The following is a 23103-nucleotide window of genomic DNA, read 5'->3' as shown; positions in this document are numbered from 1 at the left end:
ACTGCTGCCCGCAGCGTTTGAATCAGCGCGCCGGTCGCAAGGTCAGTTGCGACGGCTCGTTTCCAGAACCTTGGGATACTGGCTGAAGTTTTCCAGGACCTTGCCGGTGCCCCTGGCCACGCAGGTAAGCGGATCCTCGGCCACGTTGACGGGGAGATTTGTCTCCTGCCGTAACCGCTTGTCGAACCCGCGAAGAAGCGCCCCGCCGCCGGTCAGAACAATCCCGCGATCGAGAATATCGGAAGCCAGTTCGGGAGGCGTCATCTCGAGAGTCTGACGAACCGCCTCTACCACGATGTCGAGCGTTTCGGAAAGCGCCTCGCGTACCTGCACTGACGAGATGTTCAGGTTTTTCGGCACCCCGGCCACGAGGTCGCGACCCTTGACCTCCATGGAAAGCTCTTTATCCAGCGGGTAAGCCGAACCGATCTTGATCTTGATATCCTCCGCCGTCAGCTCACCTATAAGCAGGTTATAGTTCTTCTTGAGATAGTTGATGATTGCGTCGTTGAACTCGTCGCCGCCCACCCGAATCGACGTATCGTGGACTATCCCGTTAAGGGCGATGACCGCGACTTCCGAGGTTCCGCCGCCGATGTCAACGATCATGATGCCGGTGGGCTGGTCCACCGCCAGGCCGACGCCGATCGCCGCCGCCATAGGCTCCTGCAGCAGGTACACCTCGCGCGCCCCGGCGTTTTCTGCGGAATCGCGCACGGCCCGCTTCTCTACTTCCGTGATCCCGGACGGTACCGATATCACGACACGCGGCTTCATCAGGTATTTGTGCTTGACCACGCGACGAATGAAGTCTGCGATCAGACGTTCGGACATCTCGAAATCGGCAATCACGCCGTCCCTGAGGGGCCGGATCGCCTCGATCCCGCCCGGCGTGCGACCCGTCATCTCCTTTGCGGCCGAACCGATGGCCAGGATTTTGCCGGAGCTTTTTTCAATAGCCACAACGGATGGCTCATTGAGCACGATTCCCTGTTTCCGGACGTATACAAGTGTGTTGGCAGTACCAAGATCGATGCCAATGTCGTTCGAGAGCATATCAAAGAAGCCCAAGGTAAATCCCTTTACTGTACTGTCCTATTCCTTATCAGGCCGCGTGCGAGGCGCGACCCGTGTCCAATATTCTCTATATCGAATGAAGGACCGTATAAGTTTAGCGGTTACGCGCCTCCGGGGCAACAAAAAAGGTAACACCGCGCTCTCTGGGCGGTCAACCCGGGGTCACGATGGCCGCCCCGGCGGTATTCGGCGGCCCGTGGCGCCAAGCGGCACGTCTATTCCCCCATACGCAGCACGGCAGGACCGGTCGGGTTCTGCCGTGCTGCCATCTCAACGATTCCGCTGCAGCTTCACGCCGCGCGTCGTCACTTCTTCTGCTGGGCGGCCACCACTGCGATTGCCGCCATGTCGACGATCTCGTTGACGTCCAGGGTGCGGTGCAACACGTGCACCGGCTTGGAAAGGCCCATCAGGATCGGGCCGATTGCCTGAAGCCCACCCATGCGAAGCGCCAGCTTGTACGCTATGTTGCCCGAGTTGAGGTCCGGGAAGATAAGGACATTGGCCGCTTCTGTCAGCTTGGAGAACGGGTAGTGCCGCTGCATATACTCCGGCATCAGGGCCGTATCGGCCTGCATCTCACCCTCGACGACCAGGTCCGGCTGCCTCTTTTTCACGATCTCGGTCGCCTTCGCCACCTTGATCGACTCGGGGTACTTGGCCGAACCGAAATTGCTGAACGAGAGCATGGCTATGCGCGGCTCCATGTTGAACCCGCGGGCCACCCGCGCCGAGCAGATCGCGATTTCGGCCAGTTCCTCGGGAGTCGGGTCGATATTCACGGTGGTGTCGGCGAACAGGTAGAGCTTGTCCCTCTGCACCATCGCGAACAGCCCGGAAACCCGGGTCACGCCCTCCTGCAGGTCGATAATCTCCAGCGCCGGGCGAACCGTGGCCGCGTAATCCGAAGTCACGCCCGAAAGCACGGCGTCGCAGTCCCCCATCTCCAGCATCATTATGCCGAAATAGGTGCGGTCGCGCATCTTCCAGGTCGCCTGGTCAAGCGTGACCCCCCTGCGGCAACGCTTCTCGTAGTACTTCTGCGCGTACTCCTGCCGCTTGGGTGACGTGACCGGATCGACAACCTTGATGCCGTCCAGTTCGATCTCGTGCTCCTTCGCCGCCCGCTGCACCTCTTCCAGGTTGCCGAGCACTATCGGCTGGCCGATCCCATGCTCCAGGACGACGTGCGCGGCTCGCAGGATGCGGCTCGAGTTGCCCTCCGGGAAGACGATCGTTCGCGGTTCCTTCTTTGCCTTGTCGGCGATGACGTTCATGAAAACCCGGCCCTTGCCGATCCGTGTCTCCAGCTGCTGCCGGTACTCTTCGATGTCGACAGGACGCTGCGCCACGCCCGTCTCCATGGCTGCCTGCGCCACCGCCGAGGCCTCCCAGATAAGGACACGGTGGTCAAACGGCTTGGGAATGATGTAATCCCGGCCGAACCTGAAGTGCTCTCCGCCGTAAGCCTTGGCGACCTCTTCGGGCACGTCCTGCTTGGCCAGGCTTGACAGAGCCCTGGCCGCAGCAATCTTCATCTCCTCGTTGATCGCGGTGGCGTGCACGTCCAGCGCCCCGCGGAAAATAAACGGGAACCCCAGCACGTTGTTGACCTGATTGGGATAATCCGAACGGCCGGTAGCCATAATAACGTCGGATCGCGCCTCCACGGCGTCGGGATACGTTATCTCCGGGTCGGGATTGGCCATGGCGAAGATAACCGGATCCTTGGCCATGGTCTTGACCATCTGTTTCGAAACCACGTCCTTGGTCGAAACACCGACAAACACGTCGGCGTCCACCAGGGCGTCCGCCAGCGTGCGCAGATCCGTCTTGCGAACGAACTCCGTCTTGTACTTGTTGTACTCATCGCCGCGCCCTTCGTACATCACGCCCTTGGAATCAACCATGACGAGATTCTCATGCTTGACCCCGAGAGCGCAGTACAGCTTGGCGCACGCGATCCCGGCCGCCCCAGCACCCGAGAACACCACCCGCACCTTGCTCATTTCCTTCCCGACCAGCTCCATGGCGTTCATGAGAGCCGCACCCGAAATGATCGCCGTGCCGTGCTGGTCATCATGGAAGACCGGAATCTTCATTGTCCGCTTCAGCGTTTCTTCGATATAGAAACACTCCGGCGCCTTGATGTCCTCCAGGTTGATCCCGCCGAACGTGGGCTCCAAAAGCTGGGAGCACCTGATAACCTCGTCGGGATCCAGGGTGTCCAACTCGATGTCGAACACGTCGATATCGGCAAAGCGCTTGAACAACACCCCCTTGCCCTCCATCACCGGCTTGCCCGCAGCGGCTCCGATATTGCCCAGTCCGAGCACCGCCGTCCCGTTGCTGATCACCGCCACAAGGTTGCCCTTGGCCGTGTACTTGTAGATCTCAGCCGGGTTCTTCTGTATCTCCAGGCAGGGCACGGCTACGCCGGGGGTGTACGCCAGGGAAAGGTCAAGCTGGGTAACACAAGGCTTGGTGGGACATACTTCCACCTTGCCCGGCTTCCCCACCGAGTGATAATCGAGGGCTTGTTGCTTGGTATACATAGCTTCACGCTCCTAATAAACGCGCTCCCAATTGGTTATTTTTTTCACAAAGTCAATATATGCTCTGGCTCCCGCTCGTCAAGCGGTTCGCGCAATACGGCACAGAATATACCTACTTATCTACCGTTTACCTAACCGGGCTCGGCTGCCCCGCCCCCGGCCGGGCCCACCGGGAGCTAACCCGCCAGTACGTTTGTACTTGACAATCTCCCGGAAAGTAGTTTACTGGTATACAGGCCCCGTGCCGGGGCAGCAGTGTTTGATGATGTTTTCCGTAGAGAGGTTAGAATCGTTACCCTGCTTCTACCTCTGACAGAAGCATTGTTGGACGTGGATTAACAGTTTTCGGAGGTAGAAGTGGCAGGTAACAGACTGTACGTAGGTAACCTCAGCTATTCCGTCACCAGTGAGCAGTTGACCGAACTGTTCGCCAATTACGGTCAGGTCCGCGACGTCAACATTATCGAGGGCAAAGGCTTCGGCTTTGTCGAAATGTCCGACGCCGGCGAGGCCACCAAGGCGAAAGAGGAACTCAACGGGTCCGTGTTCACCGGGCGCACCATCAAGGTCGACGAGGCGCGGCCGCCGAAGGACAAGGCGGATCGGGGTTATCAAAGGTACTAGTACCGAGAAGCTTCGATATGAGCTTGCCGGAGGCGGGACCCCCCTGGGGTTCCGCCTCCTCTGTTTTATCTGCCGACCGTTGACATAACCGACCTGGACGTTACAGCCGGAGAAGAGCGTTCACACAAGCTGCACGTGCAGCATCAGCGCACCCGCCGCACGACACAACGAATGTACTAACACATCCCCACACACGGCAGTTGAACGTTCACTGACAGTTTCTGACAGTCGCAAGAAAAATGTGATTCCATATCGATTTCCCGTTTGACGGACAAGTGTCGTCCTGCGTCTTTCTGGGTGGGCACCACGTATTCTCACCGGGGCTGTTTTCGTTATGAGACTGAAGACTTCCAAATTCGTCGCGGTAATCGTGCCGGCCCTGGTGGGTGGCTGGGCCGGCTGTGGCGACGACAGGCCTGCAGCTCCGACCACGCCGCCTAAAGACTACATCGTGTACATGTGGGATCGGGCCTCACACTACTTGGCTTACCACGCGGCCACAGGAAGACTGGACACGTTGCCACCTGAGGCACTACATCCGTCGGACCTCGATGTCGCGGCTGACGGCAAGCGGCTGTACATAAGACGGAGCGATACGGTGACCATTCTGGATGCCTCCGACTACTCCGTCCTTGGCGAACTGCCGTACCCAGGCAGGGGGCCCGTGACGGTTTCACCCGACAATCAGCACCTGGTCATTTCCACAGGCGACCTTTACCTCCTGCGAACCAGCGACTACGCGGTCGTTTATCACGATACCGATGCGGTCACCACGGGATGCTTCAGCGCCGACGGGGGACGCTTTTATGCAACGGGTGCGTACCAGGGCTGTCAGTATGTATACCGGTTGGATCTGACCACGCACGCAGTCACCCGGACATGCCTCCCTGATGGGTATCAGACATTCCAGATACTGGCCTCATTAGATGAGAAGTTTCTCTTTCTTTACCGGCGGATCATGCATGATATGTTCTGGTTTGATGTCTACGATGTCGCCGCTGACTCATTTGTCTTCCGCAAGATTCTCATACCGGGCTTTGGCAAGATGACGCTTGGACTGCAGGGCAGCTATGTCTACTTCTCGAGTCCCGGTCAACTCAATAGTGACAATGCCTGTTTTATGGCATTCTTTACATACGATATCACCAACCGGACCGTAGATTCGACCTATGCCGAGGGACGGTGTTTGGGTTACCGTATCGGTTTTGTCTGCCAGGAGTTGGTCATAACCCCAGACGGACGCTACCTGATTGGATTCAAGCACTTTTCCCCATTCGGTATGCTTTATGATCTCCAGGCCGATGCCGTCACGGCTTCCATTTGCCTGGACCTTGGAACCTGTGGCACGTATCTGACCTGCCAGACGTTTCCATAGTCATTTGCGTGGTCTCCGGGCACCGGTTCACGTGCACCGCCGACGCCGTACATAAAAAAAACGGCGGCCTTGCGGGCCGCCGTTTTAGCAGGCGTTTCTGCTGCTACTCTCTAACGTCTCACCTTCACGCGCCGTTGCTTTCGCCACGTCGGGCCCACTCCGCGCTTCTCCAGACACTCCAGCGCGGCGTCCCGCACAAACTTGTCGCCATCGTCCAGCAGCCGCTCCATGGTCTCGGTCGAACAGCTCCTGTGGTAACATACCAGCCGTCTCAGTTCCGGCATCTCGTGCTGCGATATCCTGTCCAGCGTCACGGCGCTGGAATGCCGGTTAAAGCAGAGCGCCACTTTCGGCGCCCAGTCATCAAGCCGCGCGCACCAGTCGAGAACGATCGGATCGGTGAATTCCGCGACGTCGTCGCAGTCGAAGTACCCGTCGTTGTACTTCGCCTCCAGGTCTTCGAAACTCAGAAAGTGCCACCGTTTGTTATTCGCCATCACGGCCTCCTTACGTCTTGCCGGGGATTTACGCCATTTCTGGTTTTATCGGTCTGTCGGCGCGGTTTCTTAACGCCGACAGCCGTCTCTCACGCCCAGACCCAGCCGGTTGCCGGCCAAGGGGATACGGACAGTCGTGTGGGCCGGGACCCATACCCGGAACGTGGTTCAGGAGTGCAATTGTACGCAGTTGAAGGCGGACAGCCCGGAAGGACCGTATCGGTCCCGGTTTACCACCATTGTACGCGCTGGATGCGCTGTCTCGGACCGCCGCGAATCTTGAAGATGGTCTTTAGAACCAGATAACCGAAAATAAAGCCGCCGACATGCGCCATCCACGCCACGCCGCCCCCGGTGGAGCTGTCCGCCAGCCACATGAGGATCTGGTAGAAAAACCACAGCCCCAGGACTACCCTGGCCGGAAACTGCCGGATAAAGATGAACACAAACAGAATAAGCACCGTAATCCGCGCCCTCGGGTGCAGCACCATGTAGGCACCCATGACCCCGGCGATCGCCCCCGAGGCCCCCACCAGCGGCACCGGTGAATTGGGGTTGAACAGCGTGTACAGCGCCACCGCCGCCAGCCCGGATATAACGTAGAAGAAGACGAATTTTACCGGGCCGAGATAATCCTCGATGTTGTTGCCAAAAATCCACAGGAAGAGCATGTTGCCGATCAGGTGTATCCAGCCCCCGTGAAGAAACATCGACGTCAGCGGCGTCACGTAGTACCACGTGGGCCCGATGTACTCCGTGCCGAAATTCAGGTAGTACAGCGGCGTGAAACCGAAATACGTCACGAAAACGGAATGCCCCTGCGCGCCCAGGGTCTGCGAGTAGAGAAAAATCGCCGTGTTGATGAATATCAGCCCGATGGTGAGATGCGGCGTCCGAGAGGTCGGCTGATCATCCCTGATCGGTATAAACACTGGTCTCCCCTATTCGGACGACTGCGAGCGGTTCTTCGGCACTCTGACGCGAAACATCAGACCTGCTTCCGACCTGTGGCCGGCCCGGTCGACCACGGAGATCGCGAGTCGATGTTCCCCTTCCGCCAGCGGCTTTACGGGCTGCGTTCTGCACAACTCCGCCTCGGGGTCATATTCGGGTATCATCCAGTCGCCGTCGATACGGATGTCGATACTCCGGTCGTCGGCGATGCCCGAGAGGCTGTCAACCAGCAGAAACTCGATCGTCGGATACTGCGATTCCACCGTTCTTCCTTCGATCAGGTTGAGAATTTCGATGCTGGGCGGTTTGACGTCGTACAGGACCGCAAACGTCCCGCCACCGAGTGAGGATGCCAGGACGGCGCTGTCCTCGATCCTGCTGTCTTCCAGCCATACCCAGCGGTTCTCCTCCTCATCCAGCCAGCACAGCCCGCTGAAATCGCCTTCCGGCCCCGTCCGTGAGAGATTGCACCGGACCTCGAAATCTTCCCGCGTGGGGAACGCAGGGGGAAAAACGGCGTAGAGATCGGAATTCGTTCGGTAACGGCTTTTCAACCAGATCGCTTGACTGGTCAGCCCGATGTACTGGGGAGTGAAAACGTTTTTCCGGCCAATATACACGCTGAGCACGGAATCGAACGTCACCGTCTGCTGTTCGTCGAAACCGACCGCGGCCAGCCACACGTCGACCGACAGCACAGGTCGCCACGTCGTGTCGTTTGACCAGACAAGGTCGATCCGGTCTACCATTCGGTACTCCGGCCTCGGGGGCACGAAGAAGCAGTGCTTTCTCATCGTGAAGAACCGTGTCGGGAACTCACGGCCCAGCAGGCTGTCCCGGTAGTAGAAAGCCAGGTGCGCCTCGCTTGACCGGCCGGAATTCGACGTCACCGTAACGATCAGGCCGTCCTCGACAATGGAGTAATCCATCTCAGCCTCCTTGCCCACTTTCTTGATGATGCCGTTGAACGGTTCGTCGGCAATGACGCAGCCGTAACGCGAGACGGCGTTCAGGCGGAGAGTCGCCGGGACAATAAACATGGCCGTCGCCTCCAGAAGCAAGCGGTCGTCCTCAAGCGGCACGATCCTGACGCTCGGCGTGGACGTCCAGCTGTCACCGGCATTCAATAGAACAAAAAGGGAATCGATCTGAAGATCCTTATAACCGTCCACGGGGGTGAAGTAGAAGTCCCACCGGTGCGTGCTGTCCGATCTCATCGTATCGAGCGTGAACAGGTCGGAAGCCGGCCCCCAGACAAACTCGAACGACAATTCGCTCGTGTTGCCGCAACAATCCTCGGCCGTGATTCGTCCGCGATGTCGACCGAACCGGAACGCCGGGTCCAGCCCCACCACCCCGTCATACCCGTTCAGTCCCCGGCTGCGCACAAATTCGTTCCCCGGCCGACGGTATAGCCGCCGTACCGATGCTTCATCCTGAATCGCCAGCGCGTAGTCATACTCGAGACCGACGGAAGTGCCCGTTTCGAAGTCGAGCGTGTCGAACACGGCCTCGAAAACAGGGTTATCGTCGACGTAGGCCGTCAGCCGATAGATCGCCTGGCGCATGCCGCCGTCACGCATCAGGTCAAAACCGTCGACCAGCAGTCCGAAAGGCCGATTGAAGTACAGGACCGAGTCGAGGCGGTACTCTCCCGGGTTGTCAGCCGGCCGCACGTCGACTATGACCCTCCGACTGCCGTCGGAAAACAGCGACTCCTGATCAGCCATGGCAAAGCCGATTCGCGACAGCACCGGGCGCAGCTTGTCCTGAACGTCGTGCCCGTGAACCAGCGGGTTGAGCGGGTAATTGTCGCCGGTCCGCTTCTCGAAATGCAGGTGCGGCGCTCCAACCCCGGTCTGTCCGGTCAAGCCCAGCTCCTGACCTTTCGCCACGCGAATGGAATCCTCCGGGAAATACAGGTCCACGTAGTACCGTTCAGCAGCGACCTGGGCCAGCTTTACCGGGCGGTCGATCGCTTTGGCGAACGTGCTCAGATGGCCGAAGACATAGATATGGCCGTCGTCCCCCATGATGTACAGGCCCTTGCCGTAACCGGTATACGACGTTTTGACGCGCCAGACGTAACCGTCAAGCGGTGAAAAGAATCGTCGCCCGATACGGCCGCTCGTGCGGATGTCAACACCGGCATGGAAACGGCCCTCCCGAAAATCGCCGAAACCCGACGACAGATCGGCCTTCTGCCTGAGCGGCCACGCCGATTGCTGGGCATAACCGGTTGCCATGCAGTACATTACAAACACTAACAATGAGGCGGAAAAGGTCGATATCTTTCTCATAGAAACACCGCCGGTGTCGGCACAAACATTGTACCGAAGTTATGCTGGTTTATGTCCGAAAAACAGGCTTTTTTGCGCAAATTCGGTAGCAACGGGTATTGCCTGGCACGGGCTTTTTGTTATATTTGACAGCTATCTGAAGACCGAAACAACAGTTGAGTCATGATGACACACAGCCTCGAAAGCACATGTCAGGAGCGATGACGAATGTTTGATGCCCTTCGCAAGATGATCCTGCCTATTATCATTATCGTACTCGTGTTCTTTGTCGCCATGATCGTTCTCCAGTGGGGGCTCGACATCACCGGCCAGCGGCAATTCCAGACCGCCAGGTACGCCGGTCTTATCAACGGCGAGAAAGTAACCTGGGACGCCTTCCAGTCCGTCTACAGCAACCTGTACCAGGAAGCCAGCCGGGAAACCGAGGACGAACTGTCCGAAGAAAAGATCATTGAGCTCGAGAAATCAGCCTGGCAGCAGGTACTGCAGGATCGCCTGCTGCTACAGGAAGCAGCTAAATACAACATTGCCGTCACCGAGGACGACGTGTACCTGTTTCTGCGCCTTTCTCCGCCGCCGTATCTGCGTCAGTATCCGCGCTTTCTCACCGAGGACCAGTTCGACTACCAGAAATACGTCAACGCCATGGCCGATCCGCAGTGGGCGCCGTTCTGGTCGTCCATGGAACCGCAGGTGCGCCTTGATCTGAGAAAACTGAAGATGCAGCAACGCATTATCGAGGCTGCCAACATCACCGAAAACGAAATCAGGCAGGCTTTCCTGGACACCGAGGAAAAGATCAAAATCAGGATGATCAACGTCAGCTACGTCCGATTTACACAACCCGCACCCACCCTGACCGACGAAGCCCTGCTGGCCTACTACGAGGAACACAAGCAGGACTATGTCCTGGACGAACGCGCCGTGCTGGACATCGTCATGGCGGAGAAACGGCCGACTGCGGCCGACTGGGAGATCTCACACGGCCGGGCTCAGGAGTTCTACGACTCCGTCATGGCCGGCGCTGACTTCGCCGAGCTGGCGAGAAGGTACTCGGAGGATGCCGGTTCCGCCCCCAACGGCGGCGACCTCGGCTGGTTTGAACCGGGCCGGATGGTAGGCGCCTTCGATTCCGTCGCCTTCAGCCTGCAGGACGGTGACCTGTCCGAACCGTTCGCCACGCGGTTTGGATGGCACGTCGTCCTGCACCACGGGTATCGACAGGACAATAAGATTCTTCCCGGCAAGACTGAGCCGGAGAAGGTCACGTCGGCCCACGTCTCGCATATCCTGATCGAGACCAAACCGTCCCAGTCAACCCTGGATGCCGCTTACCGGCAGGTAGCCGATTTCCAAAGCGTGGCCACGGCCTCCGGATTTGACGAAGCCGCCCGCGATACCAGCGTGAAGGTGCTCACGACCAGCCCCTTCTACCGAAACCGCTCGATTCAGCACATCGGCATGTCCCCCGAGGCAAACGGGTTCGCGTTCGAGAGTGAGGCAGGCGCCGTCTCAGACATCTTTGAGAACGAAGCGGCGTATTTCGTCTTACGAGCCGCGCGCAGGATTCCCAAGGGCCCCGGCGAGTACGATGAAGTCAAGATCCGAGTGCGCCAGGATCTGAGCCGCATGACCATCGCCGGGCTCAGCCACGATTCAGCCGCAGTAATCTACGCCGACCTCCAGCAGGGAACCGATTTTGAACAGGCGGCAAGAAGACACGATGAGGAGGTAGACACACCGGAGCCGTTCGCGCGGAACGACTTCGTCACTGGCCTGGGACGTGATCCCAAGGCCATCGGGGCCGCCTTCTCCCTGACCGCTCCCGGGCAGATTTCCCCTCCCGTTGACCATGGCAGCGGCACGGTGGTTTTCTCTCTGATCGAACGAACCCCGGCCGACCTGAGCGTCTTTAACGAAATACGGGACTCCATTTTCACGGAGCTCCTTCAGTCGAAACAGCAGGCGCTTTACGGCCGCTGGTTTAACGACCTCGTTAACAACGCTGAAATCGAGAACAACGTGGAACGCCAGCGCCAACTGGCCGGGACCGCTGCCCAGTAGCCTCCGAACGTACGAACGCGCTCAGACTCCCGCTCCGGCGGGAGTTTTTCGTAGCGCCGCGCCGGCCCGTGCCGCCCTTCCAACCCCGCGTCCGGCCTGGCCCTCAGCCGTCCGGACCGCTCGGCGGAACCCTCGATGATATGGCCTTTCGCTCCTGCCGCGCCCGGAGCTTGGTACGAAACTCACGCAGCTCGGCGAGATCGAGCGTCACGCTCAGGATACGTCTTTCCGTCTCGGCCGCGAAGTCAGTGCCGGTGATTATTCCCCACGGCGCGGCGATCAGCGAGCGCCCCTGCAACGGCGTCTCGAAGATGGCCCCGACACCGCACACCTTGACAACATAAGCCCCGGCCGACACGGCGCCACAGACAAAGTACTTCCAATCCCGGAACACTTTCCTGGACCGAGAATCGGCCGGACGAAAGGGCGACGTCGTGGGAACAAAAACAAGGTCGACGTTTTCCCGGCCCAGTTCCGAATACAGCGCGGGGTTAAAAACGTCGCCGCAGATCAGCACGCCGATTCTCACCCCCTCGACATCCACCACCAGCTTCTCGGATCCGGCGGCGATTCCCTTCCTTACCTCTCCCGGCACCGGGAACCGCTTGCGGTAACGGCCGATCACCAGACCGCGGTTGAAAACGAAACAACTGTTGTACAGTCGATCATCTTCTGCTTCGACCACCGTACCGCCGACCAGGCAGGTCGACAATTGGTCGGACAGCGTTTCCATATCCTGCAGGAACTCGGTTTTGCGCAGGGCCGCCCGGTGGTAGTCCCTCACGCTCTCGTCAAGCAGATAGTATTCGGGCAGGCACACGAAGTCCGGGCGCTGCTTGAAAATGTAGATCTTCTCTTCAAGTGTGAGAGATTGACCCATACGGGCCTGTGCCGCCACGATCTTTACCAGCATACACCGTCATCCTGATGGATAGAGAGTCCTGTCACTTGATACGTAGCCGGCGCGAAACTGTTCGGAAAAACGGGGCGCCGTCCCGAAGCGCATTCCGGGACCGCCCCCCGGGGCCCGGGCCGGTGACGCCATAGCCGCAGCCACGGCAGAACACTCGGAACCGGATCAGCAGTTGGTGTAGTTGGGTCCCTCGCCTCCCTGCGGCGTAACCCATCGAATAACCTGATACGGATCGGCGATATCGCACGTCTTGCAGTGCACGCAGTTGGAGGGAGTCAGTTGCAGCTTCAGCCTGCCCTCCCGAGCCTCGTCGTCCACCATCTCGTAGACCTGTGAGGGGCAGAAGTGCTGGCACGGGTTGCCGTACTCCTCGCTGCAACGGTCACTGCATATATCCGGATCGGAAATGACCAGGTGCGAGGGCTGGTGCTCCTCGTGCTTGGTGCCCGACTTGTACACGTCGGTTACTTTATCGAACAGGTAGGCGTTGTCAAACTTCACTTGCGTTTTCTGCGGCTCCCGCCCGAACCGTCTCCCGTACATGCCGATTTTGAGCATGTGCTCGTAGTCGTGCCGGTTGACGCGTCGATTGAACAGCCCACGGCCGCCGCTGAACATCTGCATCCCGGTGTGGAACATGCCGGCCCACAGGCCGCCCTTGAACCCGGCATGGAAATTCCTGCTGCGGAACAGTTCCTTCCTTGCCCAGCTCCCTTCGAACCGTTCGGCATACGTCTTGAGAGTCGCCGACGAAAAGTCCTTTGCCCTGACGGCGTCAAGGAGCGTCTCGGCCGCCATGATGCCGGCCTTGATGGCGATATGCACGCCCTTGAGCTTACTTGCGTCGAGCATCCCCGCCGAATCACCGCACAGCAGAAGACCATCGTGGTAAACCCTGGGGATTGAATAGTACCCGGCAACAGGTACCGTCTTGGCCCCGTAGTGCAGCATCCGGCCGCCACCGAGAATTCCGCGCAATAACGGGTGCGTTTTGTAACGCTGGAACTTCATATGCGGATCGTTGGTCGAATCGGGAGAATCCAGGGCCACGGCATATCCGACGGACACCATAGTGTCCGACATCCCGTACACCCATCCGCCGCCGTACTCATGGCCGGGCTGCGGCCAGCCGATGGTGTGGATTACCCGGCCCGCCTTGATACGTCCGGGCGGCACCTCCCAGACTTCCTTGACCCCGGTCAGATACGATTGCGGCAGCGAATCTGCCGTCAACTCCGGGATCTTCTCGCACGCATACCTGGCCAGAGACCCGCGCACTCCCTCACAGAGCACGGTCACTTTCGCCTTGATCAGCGAGCCGGGTTCGAAGTTCGACTTCGGCGTACCGTCCTTGTCAAGGCCCAGGTCCGCCGTCTGCACGCCGGTAACGCGGCCGTCCTCCACCAGGAGATCATAGGCCGAGAGACCGGTGAAAATGTCGATGCCCAGTTCTTCAACCTGCTGGGCCATCCAACCGGTCAGCTTGTTCAAGGATATAACGTACTTGCCCGTGTTCTTCAGGGCTGGAGGCAGGAAGGGTGATTTGAAACCGCGTTTTTCCGTCAGGAGATAGAAGGCATCGCCGCTTACTTCCGCCTCAAGGGGAGCGCCTCTCTCTTTGAAGTCGGGTATGAGCTCCGCCAGCCCGCGGGGATCCATCACGGCCCCGGACAGCGAATGCGCTCCAACGTAGGAGCCTTTCTCCACCACCATGATTTCCGGCGTTTCAATGCTGTCGTCAGCGGCTACCAACTGGGCCAGCCTGTAGGCCGTCGACAGTCCCGCCGGTCCGGCTCCGACGATAAGGATATCGGTCTCGAGAACTTCGCGTTCCACATCCATGCCAGTTACCTCCCGGTTGCTTTAACCGCAAATATAGGTAACCCCGGCGGAATTGCAAAGTCCTCAGGGACGTGTAAGGTGGTTATTTAGCGGTACTGAACTGTTCAACGCGCGCGTTGCGATTGCGGCGCCGCGGCACATCGACATTCCGGTCACCATTCTGGTTAATCCGGAACATTTCGGATATCTTTCTCCGGTCGTACCCCACCGTCATCAGGCGACCGCTCCTGACAATGGGTCTCCGAAGCAACGTATGGTCTTTCGCGATCAGATCGAGAAGCTCATCCCTGCCCGGGAGTTTCTTGTCCAGACCGTACTTGCTGTACGCCTCGGACATACGATTCAGAAAATGCGATATATCCCAGTAACCAAGCAGACCGTCTAACTCGTACACTGACAAAGGATTTTCCGCAATATCACGAACGTCCAACATGACGCCGGCGTCTTCTATGAACTTGCGGGCGTCATGGCACCGCTCGTCATCCCCATAGGTGAGGAACTGCGCTCGCTTAGGAGCCATACAACCTCCTGCTGACAGACCAAGATCCGCGCCGCTGAACGCGAACGCAGAGAATTACCAGGTATTAAGGTGATATCGATGATTATTCCCGCCCACGGGAACATCACGCTTGGAACACGCACTAGATCGAGTCTTCACAGCTAGTATCGTGAGCCAACATATAAACGTCTGAGCACTCAAATTGTCAACATAAAACTGCGCTCAAAGTTCCGGAGATCCGACCGAGTCCAAGTGATTGCCGGACGGGCTCGAACCGAGCCCCGGTCACTATTTAGGGTCTAACCTCCCGGAAGGTGCCGCCATCCTGTACGCTGTCGCCGGAGACCACCTCTTCGAGAGCGACTTTGCCAGGAACGTCCCCCGAATAATATATCGGAAAAAGCCGGCGGCATCTTAACAGTCTCTGCTTCCATAATGCCTACGCGCTCAGTTCGGAAAAGTTCCTGCTGTCTTCAGAGCCGGACCGCCACGCCCAGACCATCCCTGATGGGCAAAACAGTCGTAAAGAACCGGCCGTCCTGATACAGGCTTCGCGTGAACTCGACAATGGCCCGGCTGGCCTTGTCCGGGTTCGCAGCTAACACGCGTCCCGACCAGATCATATTGTCCGTTATGAACAGCCCTCCGCGGCGCAAAAGCCGAGCGGCCAGATCCAGCGTTTTCGGATAGTCCTCTTTGTTAATGTCGTTCAACAAAATATCATACTGCCCGCTGAGACGTCTGGCGATGTTGAGCGCGTTGCCGACCCTGAAATCGAAATGGCTCTGAAGGCCGGCCTGCTTGAAATAGCTGAAAGCCAGCCGCTTGTTTGCCGCGTCCAGATCGGTCAACGTGATCTCTCCCTTGCTCCTGGCGGCCAGCGAGAACCAGCAGGCCGAATACCCAAAACCGGAGCCCAGTTCCAGTATGCGACGCGCCTTGATCACCAATACCATCTGGTACAGGAAACGCCCGACCAGCGGGCCGACAATCGGAAACCCGTCCTCGGCCGCCCGCTGCTCCATCTCGCGCAACACCGGCGGGCGCTCCGGCGTTATCTCGGATAGGTATGCGTGGATTCTATCAAACATGCCTGCCGACTCCCAGCTGCTCACCGAGCAGCGACGCCAAGCGTCGCGACTACTGTCTCATTTGCGGGGCCGTTTTCCACCATCGCACTGTCGCCGGAACTCAACCGCTGTCATCTTCCATGCAACACTTCGGCTGGGCCTCCGGGATCAGACAATGAAGTGGCGGGTCGAAATCCCCTGAAGAACAATGCCCGTCTCCTGAACCGGTTCCTGGAACCGGACAAGACCGACATTGCTAAGATAACACATTCGGCGGGAAACTCAACACAATTCTGGCCTCAGGCCGGACTGCCCGACGGACCTGCAGACTGTCGTTACGGCCCGCCGATATCTCAATCGATCAGTCTTCATCCCCGGTCGGGCGTGCTTCCGCCCGCCCTCTGCGGCGCTCCTGTCGCACCACCTCGGCACTGCCGCCTGAAAGCCAGACCAGCTTATCAATGACCTCCCTGACAAGGAAATCCGGTGTCGATGCCCCCGCCGAAATACCGATCGTTTCCACGCTTTCATCGGCCGTAAACCATTCCCGGTCGATTTCCTCGGCCGACCCGATGAGGATTCCCCGGCCGCACAGGGCGCCGGCGATTGAGGCCAGCCGCTTGGAGTTGGCCGATGTCCTCGAACCTACGACGAAAATCATGTCCACGTTTGGCGCCAGATCGACAATCGCCGACTGCCGCTGGTGGGTGGCATTGCAGATCGTGTCAAAGACTTCAAGCTGCGGCCACTTCCGTCTGGCCAGCCTCTGGAATTCCATGGCCTCATCCATGTTCGAGGTCGATTGAATGGTCAGCGCCAGCTTCCGGTCGGGCCACGCGGGCATCGAGTCCAATTGTCCGGCGTCAGACAGCACCACAATCCGGTCCGGGGCGTGCCCTACTACCCCCTTGGTTTCATCGTGGTTGGGATCCCCGAAGTGGATGATATAGTACCCGTTGGCCACCACTTGCTTGATAATATCGTAGATCCGGGAGACCAGCGGGCAGGTGGCGTCGACGACTGTCAATCCGCTTCCCCGGGCCTGACCGATCACCGCCGGTGCGGCGCCGTGCGCCGATATTATCAGCGTGCCGTCTTCCACGTCGTCTACACAGAACACCTGACCAACGCCCTCATCGCGAAACCGCTCCACGACCGCTTCGTTGTGCACGATCTCGTTCAGGATCGTGACGCGCCCGTCCGCGTCACGCGCCGTATCCTCGGCAACGGTTATGGCCCGCTTCACGCCCATGCAAAACCCGTAACTGCGAGCCAGTATGATCTTTTTTATCATCTTGCCTTCCGGTCTCGATTTGTGATACCCGGAGTATCACGCGGTCGACCCGCATGGTCGACCATGTTACTGCCTAAGCTATACGTCCGGACGGCCGGTATCCGACAGGAACTTCGTGAGAAAATACCGCAGCAGGTTGGCGCTGCCGTCCAGTTCGGCGTGAAATGACGCCGCCAGTATGTTGCTGCTCCGCACCAGCACGGGCGAGTCGCGATACACCGACAGGGTCTGCACCGAGGGCCCGGTGCGCGTAACTTTCGGCGCTCGAATAAACGCCGCCCGGACCGGTTCGGGACCGTCACTCAGGGCCATGCTCAACGTTTCTTCAAAAGAGAACACCTGCCGGCCGTACCCGTTGCGGACTACATCGATATCGATCAGCCCCAGCGGCTTGATTCCGGCCCGGTTGTCTTCGATGCCCCCGGCCAGCAGGATCATGCCCGCGCAGGTACCGTAAATCGGCCGCGTACGCGCGAAAGCCGTAAGCGGTTGCCGCAGGCCGAACCGGTCGATCAGCACCTCCATTGTAGTGGACTCGCCGCCGGGAAGTATCAGCGCGTCAAGCCCCTCGAGGTCAGCCGGGAGCCTGACCAACCGGCCGGGCGCTCCCAACCCCTGGAGCTGCCGCAGGTGAAGGCCGTAATCCCCCTGTAGAGCCAGTACGCCCACCTGTAGTTGATCGAATCTTTCCATCATCTTAGTTAAACACGCCCACGCACGGCCGGTGCCGGAATATAGTTACAGTACGGCATGGATGAAAGTTCTGAGCGGTCAGAATAGTGACCGAGCCAACGGCATCTCGTCGTAGGTCCGGCCGTTAAGCCGACGCCCGGTACGGCGCCGGTTCACACCGCCCCACTGCTTGAAGAAGAAAGCGGCCCCCTGTTCCCGACACTGGTGCTGGATATCGAGAACCCATTCTTTCTCCATGGGTCTGGCTCCCGGGCCGGATTCACCGCCCACAATCACCCAGTCGATGCCGGTAAGATCAAGTCGCACAAGAGGCCCAAGCAGCGGTTCGAGTGAAAGATACTTGATCGCCGCCGGTGTCTTCCGAAGGTCGTCAATACGATACTGATACCGCTCATGCTCGACCGTAACGCCCATCCAGACGTTTGAAGGCCACGGCAGCCGCGCGTGGAGCCGGACAAGCTGTCGGGAACGCTTGGTCAGCACCTGGAATATGTGCTGCGAAGCCCGCGCCATCACGTCGAACGTCCGGGCCTGGAATTCAAAGGGGATTTGTTCGTGGAACAGGTCGCTCATCGAGTTGACGAATATCACCTGCGGCTTCTTCCAGCCCAGCGGCACCTCGAGTACATCGGGGTGGAGCGTCACCTTGAACCCGTCCCGGTATTTATGCACTCCCATGGCTTGCAGCCGCCTGGCCATTCGCGCCGCATAACAGTGCTGGCACCCGGCGCTTACCGCGCTACAGCCGGTGACCGGGTTCCAGGTCGAATGGGTCCACTCAATCGCTGACTTCTTCACTGCGCTGTGATCTCAAGATATTCTGATCCATAGCTCATCTGCGAATGTGCCTTTTCGCCGACGGCGCGCAGGCGGCACGCGAACGTGGAGTCGCCCGTCCTTCTCGAGTTCGCTCAACGCAGACTTGATATTCTGTGACGTATAAAGATACTGCTTCTTATCACAGCTGTCTATCACATCTCTGACCCTCAGCCACCTGCCGCCAAACTCTTTCCGTAGCAAGTCCTTGAGCTCTGCCATGGGGCCGTCTATGCCAAAGCTCAGTTGCTTCGCACAACCCTCGTAACCCTCGATATAGACATAGGAAACCCTGCCACCGTACCAAGGGATGCCCTCGTCAGTTTTGCTAGAGTGCTTTGCCATCACATACTTCATGATGCTGAAACCTAGTGGGTGCTTAGTGAGAAAAACCAAGTGATGACTAATTCGCCTAGTCCTCTTGAAGTTGAATTGCATCGGCAGCACATATCGAGCCCCAGCTTCTCTGGCTGTCTCTGCAAAGGCATCAAGGATGCAGTGTTCGCGATCACGTGCTCTGGCGGCAGATTGACCCAATAGCCGCTTGTACCGCGCCTCCCCGAATAATCTCACAAAGTCTGGCCTGCAATCAGGTCTGTCCATGTTGCGATTTATGCCACTTGTATGGAAAAACACCAAGCATTCGCAAGCAAAGTCCTTAACCACTGACTCTATTAACTGCATCGACACACCTTTGTAACCATATGGATCAATAAAACAGAACGTAGGGGGCTTTTTCTTAGTCCCCAAGACCCGAGCCAGCGGCTCGTCAACCTCACGCTGAAGTACAATGGGCGCATTTCTAAACTTAACATTGAAATTCTCGTCATCAATCAGTTTTCGGAGATGACTGCAATTCAGCGGCTTGACATCGTTGAATATGGCCAACAGCTTATCTCTTAAGAACGGGAGTTCCGCGGCACGGCGAAGAACCATTAGGGGCGTGGAGATTTCGCCGGTCCAGTACTGCCCCCGACCAGCATATAGGTCCAAATAGACAAGCTTTTCGCTACTCTGGTTAAGTACGCCAGCCCATGCAACGAAGTAAGCCGTGACAATCTCGCTTTTTACCCGTGAATGGGGCGGCCGCGGTTTCCGCCAGTATCTTGCCGATTCAGCCAATACGACCCCCTATGCCCGCAATTCTATACTACACTATAATCAACGCTTGTCTGCCTGACAACACATTATAACACGTACCCAATGATGACCCCTACTTCCGTTACGCGTCTGCTCAGGCGAAGTAGCGGAGTTTGCGAGCGAAGCACTCAAACAAAAAAGACAGGCCGTCTCCGGCCTGTCGTCAACTGATCGTTATGCAGACTGTTTGTCACCGCGTCTGCAACTGCTGCCCTTCCGGGATTGAATCAGCGGCGATCCCTTTCATCGGTTCGCCCAGTCCGTGCGAGCTTTGAGCAATGATCTCGTAGTTCTCCCAGTGGGCGGTGGCACTGACAATGGCCCTGGCCCTCTTCTCGGGATTGGATGATTTGAAAATCCCCGACCCGACAAACACCGCCTCGGCTCCCAGGTGCATGCACAGCGCGGCATCGGCCGGAGTCGCGATCCCGCCGGCGGCGAAATTCGGCACCGGCAGCTTGCCGGTCTTGGCCACCACCCGTATCAGATCAAGCGGAACCCGGTGCTCTTTGGCCGCGCCGTAGAGCTCTTCGTTGGACATCACGGTCAGCGCCTTCATGGCGGAGTTGATTTCGCGCAGATGCTTCACTGCGTGCGACACATCCCCCGTGCCGGCCTCGCCCTTGGTGCGGATCATGGCGGCACCTTCGGCTAAACGCCTGAGCGCCTCTCCGAGGTTGCGGCAGCCGCAAACAAACGGTACCCGGAACGGCCATTTGTCGATGTGGTACTTGTTGTCAGCCGGCGTGAGAACTTCGGATTCATCGATAAAGTCTATCTCCAACACTTCGAGCGCGCGCGCTTCGATAAAGTGACCGATCCGGCATTTGGCCATCACCGGGATTGTCACCGCACGCTTGATCTTCTCGATCACTTCCAGGTCGGCCATGCGCGCGACACCGCCCTCGGCCCGGATATCCGCCGGTACGCGTTCGAGCGCCATCACCGCAGCGGCGCCGGCCTGGGCGGCAATCTCCGCCTGCTCGGAAGACGTGACATCCATGATGACACCTCCCTTGAGCATTTCGGCCAGCCCGACCTTCACCCGGTACTTTTCGTCCTGGAAATCTGTCATCTACCTGCTCCTTGTGACCCGTCCCATGTCTCGAGCGCGTTCGCCGCAAGCGGCACTGCCGCCGGAAACCAGTCGGCCACCCCGTGAAAGGGCTTACGGCCTCGCCCGGCTCACAGCCTTGCGCGCACGATGCGCCGTGGGACTTCCATCCAGCCGCAATATAACAGCACGGGAGTAATTATACAACCCCGCGCACGGGCCTGACCCCGACCCGGTCCGGCACATACCCACGACTCGCCGAAACACGACGCCAAGCCGCCGCGCTCCGGACCGTCTGACTGAACTGGTGGAGTCTCTGATCGAATTCCGGCCGGGCCGGCTACCCTCTCCGACCTGATTTCCGGGCGGGTTTCTGTCTGAGTCGGTACCTGCCGAAGTGTTGTTTGCTCAACGCCCGCTTGAACATCTGCTCCTGCGTGACCCAGAACTCCCGCATGTTGCAATCCTCGGCCCGGTCACACCCGCAGTTGGATCCTTCTTCCGTGCAGATGTTGATGTGCAGGGGACCTTCAATGGCTTCGATCACGTCCAGAAACGAAATCTCTTTGGGCATACGGGCCAGCCGGTAACCGCCTGTCACTCCCTGAAATGACAACAGGACGCCACTACGGGTCAGGTCCTTGAGGATTTTGGCAAGAAACTCGCGCGGGACTTTTTCAGCCTGAGCTACCGCGTTAATCGATCCCAACTTCCCCTTGGGTTGGTTGGAAAGATAGCGAATGGCTCTCAGGGCGTAGTCGGCTTTTCGTGACAACTGCATTGTACTTCCCTCGTATCCTCATCTCCTTGTGGTTGATCCATGGGCGAAAATGGAAATATCCACCCGGTCTTCCACTATGACAACGGATAATACCAATAAAGATGCCAATAGTCCACAAAAATCTCTCCCGCCGACCGCTTTTTCTGACATTGCCCCTCCCGATATGCCGGCAGACCAGCAATCCGATAAAATTACTCCTGTTTTCTCTCCACCTGACCGTCAGCCGGAAAAACCGAACCAAACGGCCACAATCTTGTTCCACCGTAACGTACCGTCAGACAGGCAAAATGACTTGATTTCCACGCCGGCGCCGGGTTACCTTACTCCCCGTTTTCGATGATCTGCCGAGGGGCGCGACCGATGCCGAAGATGTTGTTCCTTCCGACCGGGGCCGAAGTTGAGGTCGAGAGCGGCACCACCGTTCTTGACGCGGCGCTGGATAACAACGTACGAATAGACCACAATTGCGGGGGCAACTGCGCTTGCGCCACCTGCCATATCATCGTCGAAAAAGGCTACGAGACGCTTGATCCGCCGTCAGAGGACGAGGAAGACATGCTCGACGAGGCAGAGAATCTGACCGAGACCTCCCGCCTGGCCTGCCAGTGCCGCGTCACTCAGGATCTGGTTGTCAGAATACCCCCCAAACACGACCAGCCGGCCGAAAACGCCCCGTGAACCCGGCTCTCAGGCCCTGCAGGCTGCAAAACGGCGACCTTGGCCGGCGGTAACCACCGGCCCGCCGAAGATACCTCCGGATCTGCCGATACAATGGTAAACGGACCCGTCCGGGTAGAGGCAGAGGTATGCCCGCTCTTCAGAAAGACAACGGCTATTCGCTCATCGAACTTATTGCGGCTCTGATAATCATCGCCGTGATGGTCACGATAGCCCTGAAGTCGCTCGGTACGGTCACCGACACGGCACGCATGGAGCAGACCAGGAAGAGCCTCAGTGGGCTGGCCGACGCCGTCGTCGGCAATCCGGAGTTGTTATCCAACGGGGCACGGACCGATTACGGGTACGTCGGGGACGTGGGCGCGCTCCCCCCTGACCTGGACGCACTGGCGTCCAACCCGGGCAGTTACACCACGTGGAACGGCCCGTACATCCAACGCGATTTCACGTTGGGCGGCTCGGCCGACAACTTCAAAACCGACGCCTGGGGAAAACCATACAGCTACACCGGCCTGGCGATCATCTCGTCCGGCGGCGGCACCACCCTGACCCGGCAGCTCGCCAATTCGGTCGACGACCTGCTGTTTAACCGCGTGCTGTGTTCAATCACCGATCTCGATCACACCCCGCCGGGGAACGCATACCGGGATTCCATCCGATGCGTGCTCGTTTGTCCGGATGGCGCCGGCGCTCTCTCTTCCCGTATCCTGTCTGTGGACCCGGACGGTTCTGTTGCCTTCGACTCCGTGCCGATCGGCATCCACCCGCTGATCGTGGTGTTTACGCCGACCGCAGATACTCTGCGTCGGGACATCAGCCTTGCCCCGGGCCAGGATTATTTCGCGGAACTCGCGTACGGCGACAACTACTGGTAAGG

At 58.6% G+C, this 23103-nt stretch carries 20 protein-coding genes; 5 read left to right on the top strand and 15 right to left on the bottom strand.

The window, feature by feature from the left end; genetic code table 11:
* Nucleotides 1–42: 42 nt before the first annotated feature.
* On the bottom strand, nt 43–1071 hold the full coding sequence (locus VMY05_11165; GenBank protein HUV31633.1) for a rod shape-determining protein: 1029 nt from the start codon (nt 1069–1071) through the stop codon (nt 43–45).
* Between the two features lie 311 nt (nt 1072–1382).
* Nucleotides 1383–3632: a phosphate acetyltransferase gene (pta, locus tag VMY05_11160; GenBank protein HUV31632.1), complete on the bottom strand. Its 2250-nt coding sequence runs from the start codon at nt 3630–3632 to the stop codon at nt 1383–1385.
* A 357-nt stretch (nt 3633–3989) separates the two neighbouring features.
* On the opposite strand from pta, the gene VMY05_11155 reads away from it, so the two are divergent.
* A complete protein-coding gene (locus tag VMY05_11155) occupies nt 3990–4256 on the top strand; it encodes an RNA-binding protein (protein ID HUV31631.1) in 267 nt (88 codons plus the stop codon).
* Between the two features lie 334 nt (nt 4257–4590).
* A complete protein-coding gene (locus VMY05_11150; GenBank protein HUV31630.1) occupies nt 4591–5631 on the top strand; it encodes a hypothetical protein in 1041 nt (346 codons plus the stop codon).
* Nucleotides 5632–5741: 110 nt separating this feature from the next.
* On the opposite strand, the gene VMY05_11145 is transcribed toward VMY05_11150, so the two are convergent.
* The 3 genes from VMY05_11145 to VMY05_11135 form a co-directional block, all read right to left on the bottom strand.
* A complete protein-coding gene (locus tag VMY05_11145) occupies nt 5742–6128 on the bottom strand; it encodes a hypothetical protein (GenBank protein HUV31629.1) in 387 nt (128 codons plus the stop codon).
* A 230-nt stretch (nt 6129–6358) separates the two neighbouring features.
* Nucleotides 6359–7060, bottom strand: coding sequence for a rhomboid family intramembrane serine protease (locus VMY05_11140; GenBank protein HUV31628.1), 702 nt, complete (start codon nt 7058–7060; stop codon nt 6359–6361).
* Between the two features lie 9 nt (nt 7061–7069).
* A complete protein-coding gene (locus VMY05_11135) occupies nt 7070–9382 on the bottom strand; it encodes a M23 family metallopeptidase (protein ID HUV31627.1) in 2313 nt (770 codons plus the stop codon).
* 207 nt (nt 9383–9589) lie between these two features.
* On the opposite strand from VMY05_11135, the gene VMY05_11130 reads away from it, so the two are divergent.
* Nucleotides 9590–11446, top strand: a complete 1857-nt coding sequence (locus VMY05_11130) for a peptidylprolyl isomerase (protein ID HUV31626.1) — start codon at nt 9590–9592, stop codon at nt 11444–11446.
* 103 nt (nt 11447–11549) lie between these two features.
* On the opposite strand, the gene VMY05_11125 is transcribed toward VMY05_11130, so the two are convergent.
* The 10 genes from VMY05_11125 to VMY05_11080 all read right to left on the bottom strand — a co-directional run bounded on the left by VMY05_11125 (nt 11550) and on the right by VMY05_11080 (nt 21548).
* Nucleotides 11550–12359, bottom strand: a complete 810-nt coding sequence (locus VMY05_11125; GenBank protein HUV31625.1) for a carbon-nitrogen hydrolase family protein — start codon at nt 12357–12359, stop codon at nt 11550–11552.
* A 165-nt stretch (nt 12360–12524) separates the two neighbouring features.
* Nucleotides 12525–14201, bottom strand: coding sequence for an electron transfer flavoprotein-ubiquinone oxidoreductase (locus VMY05_11120; protein ID HUV31624.1), 1677 nt, complete (start codon nt 14199–14201; stop codon nt 12525–12527).
* 82 nt (nt 14202–14283) lie between these two features.
* Nucleotides 14284–14721, bottom strand: coding sequence for an ArsC/Spx/MgsR family protein (locus tag VMY05_11115; GenBank protein ID HUV31623.1), 438 nt, complete (start codon nt 14719–14721; stop codon nt 14284–14286).
* Nucleotides 14722–15173: 452 nt separating this feature from the next.
* Complete coding sequence (locus tag VMY05_11110; GenBank protein ID HUV31622.1) at nt 15174–15791, bottom strand: O-methyltransferase; 618 nt, start codon at nt 15789–15791, stop codon at nt 15174–15176.
* 340 nt (nt 15792–16131) lie between these two features.
* Entirely contained in the window at nt 16132–17064 is a 933-nt protein-coding gene (gene ispH / locus VMY05_11105) for a 4-hydroxy-3-methylbut-2-enyl diphosphate reductase (GenBank protein ID HUV31621.1), read from the bottom strand.
* Nucleotides 17065–17142: 78 nt separating this feature from the next.
* Nucleotides 17143–17760 (bottom strand): pyridoxal 5'-phosphate synthase glutaminase subunit PdxT, encoded by a 618-nt coding sequence (pdxT, locus tag VMY05_11100; GenBank protein HUV31620.1) that lies wholly within the window; start codon nt 17758–17760, stop codon nt 17143–17145.
* A gap of 75 nt (nt 17761–17835) precedes the next feature.
* Nucleotides 17836–18555 carry a phage Gp37/Gp68 family protein gene (locus VMY05_11095; GenBank protein ID HUV31619.1) on the bottom strand — a complete coding sequence of 240 codons (720 nt, stop codon included), beginning with the start codon at nt 18553–18555 and terminating at the stop codon, nt 17836–17838.
* Nucleotides 18556–18567: 12 nt separating this feature from the next.
* Nucleotides 18568–19695 carry a three-Cys-motif partner protein TcmP gene (locus VMY05_11090; GenBank protein ID HUV31618.1) on the bottom strand — a complete coding sequence of 376 codons (1128 nt, stop codon included), beginning with the start codon at nt 19693–19695 and terminating at the stop codon, nt 18568–18570.
* A 208-nt stretch (nt 19696–19903) separates the two neighbouring features.
* Nucleotides 19904–20788, bottom strand: a complete 885-nt coding sequence (gene pdxS, locus VMY05_11085; GenBank protein ID HUV31617.1) for a pyridoxal 5'-phosphate synthase lyase subunit PdxS — start codon at nt 20786–20788, stop codon at nt 19904–19906.
* Nucleotides 20789–21107: 319 nt separating this feature from the next.
* Nucleotides 21108–21548, bottom strand: a complete 441-nt coding sequence (locus tag VMY05_11080) for an Rrf2 family transcriptional regulator (GenBank protein ID HUV31616.1) — start codon at nt 21546–21548, stop codon at nt 21108–21110.
* 360 nt (nt 21549–21908) lie between these two features.
* Between VMY05_11080 and VMY05_11075 the strand changes: the two genes are divergently transcribed.
* Both VMY05_11075 and VMY05_11070 read left to right on the top strand, forming a co-directional pair.
* Nucleotides 21909–22226: a 2Fe-2S iron-sulfur cluster-binding protein gene (locus VMY05_11075; protein ID HUV31615.1), complete on the top strand. Its 318-nt coding sequence runs from the start codon at nt 21909–21911 to the stop codon at nt 22224–22226.
* Nucleotides 22227–22354: 128 nt separating this feature from the next.
* Nucleotides 22355–23101, top strand: a complete 747-nt coding sequence (locus VMY05_11070; protein ID HUV31614.1) for a prepilin-type N-terminal cleavage/methylation domain-containing protein — start codon at nt 22355–22357, stop codon at nt 23099–23101.
* The last annotated feature ends 2 nt before the right edge of the window (nt 23102–23103 follow it).

The sequence above is a fragment of the Acidobacteriota bacterium genome (assembly GCA_035529075.1).
Classification (GTDB): domain Bacteria; phylum Zixibacteria; class MSB-5A5; order GN15; family FEB-12; genus DATKXK01.
Note: the sequence above shows the minus strand (reverse complement) of the source record. Positions and strands in the feature narration are given on the sequence as shown.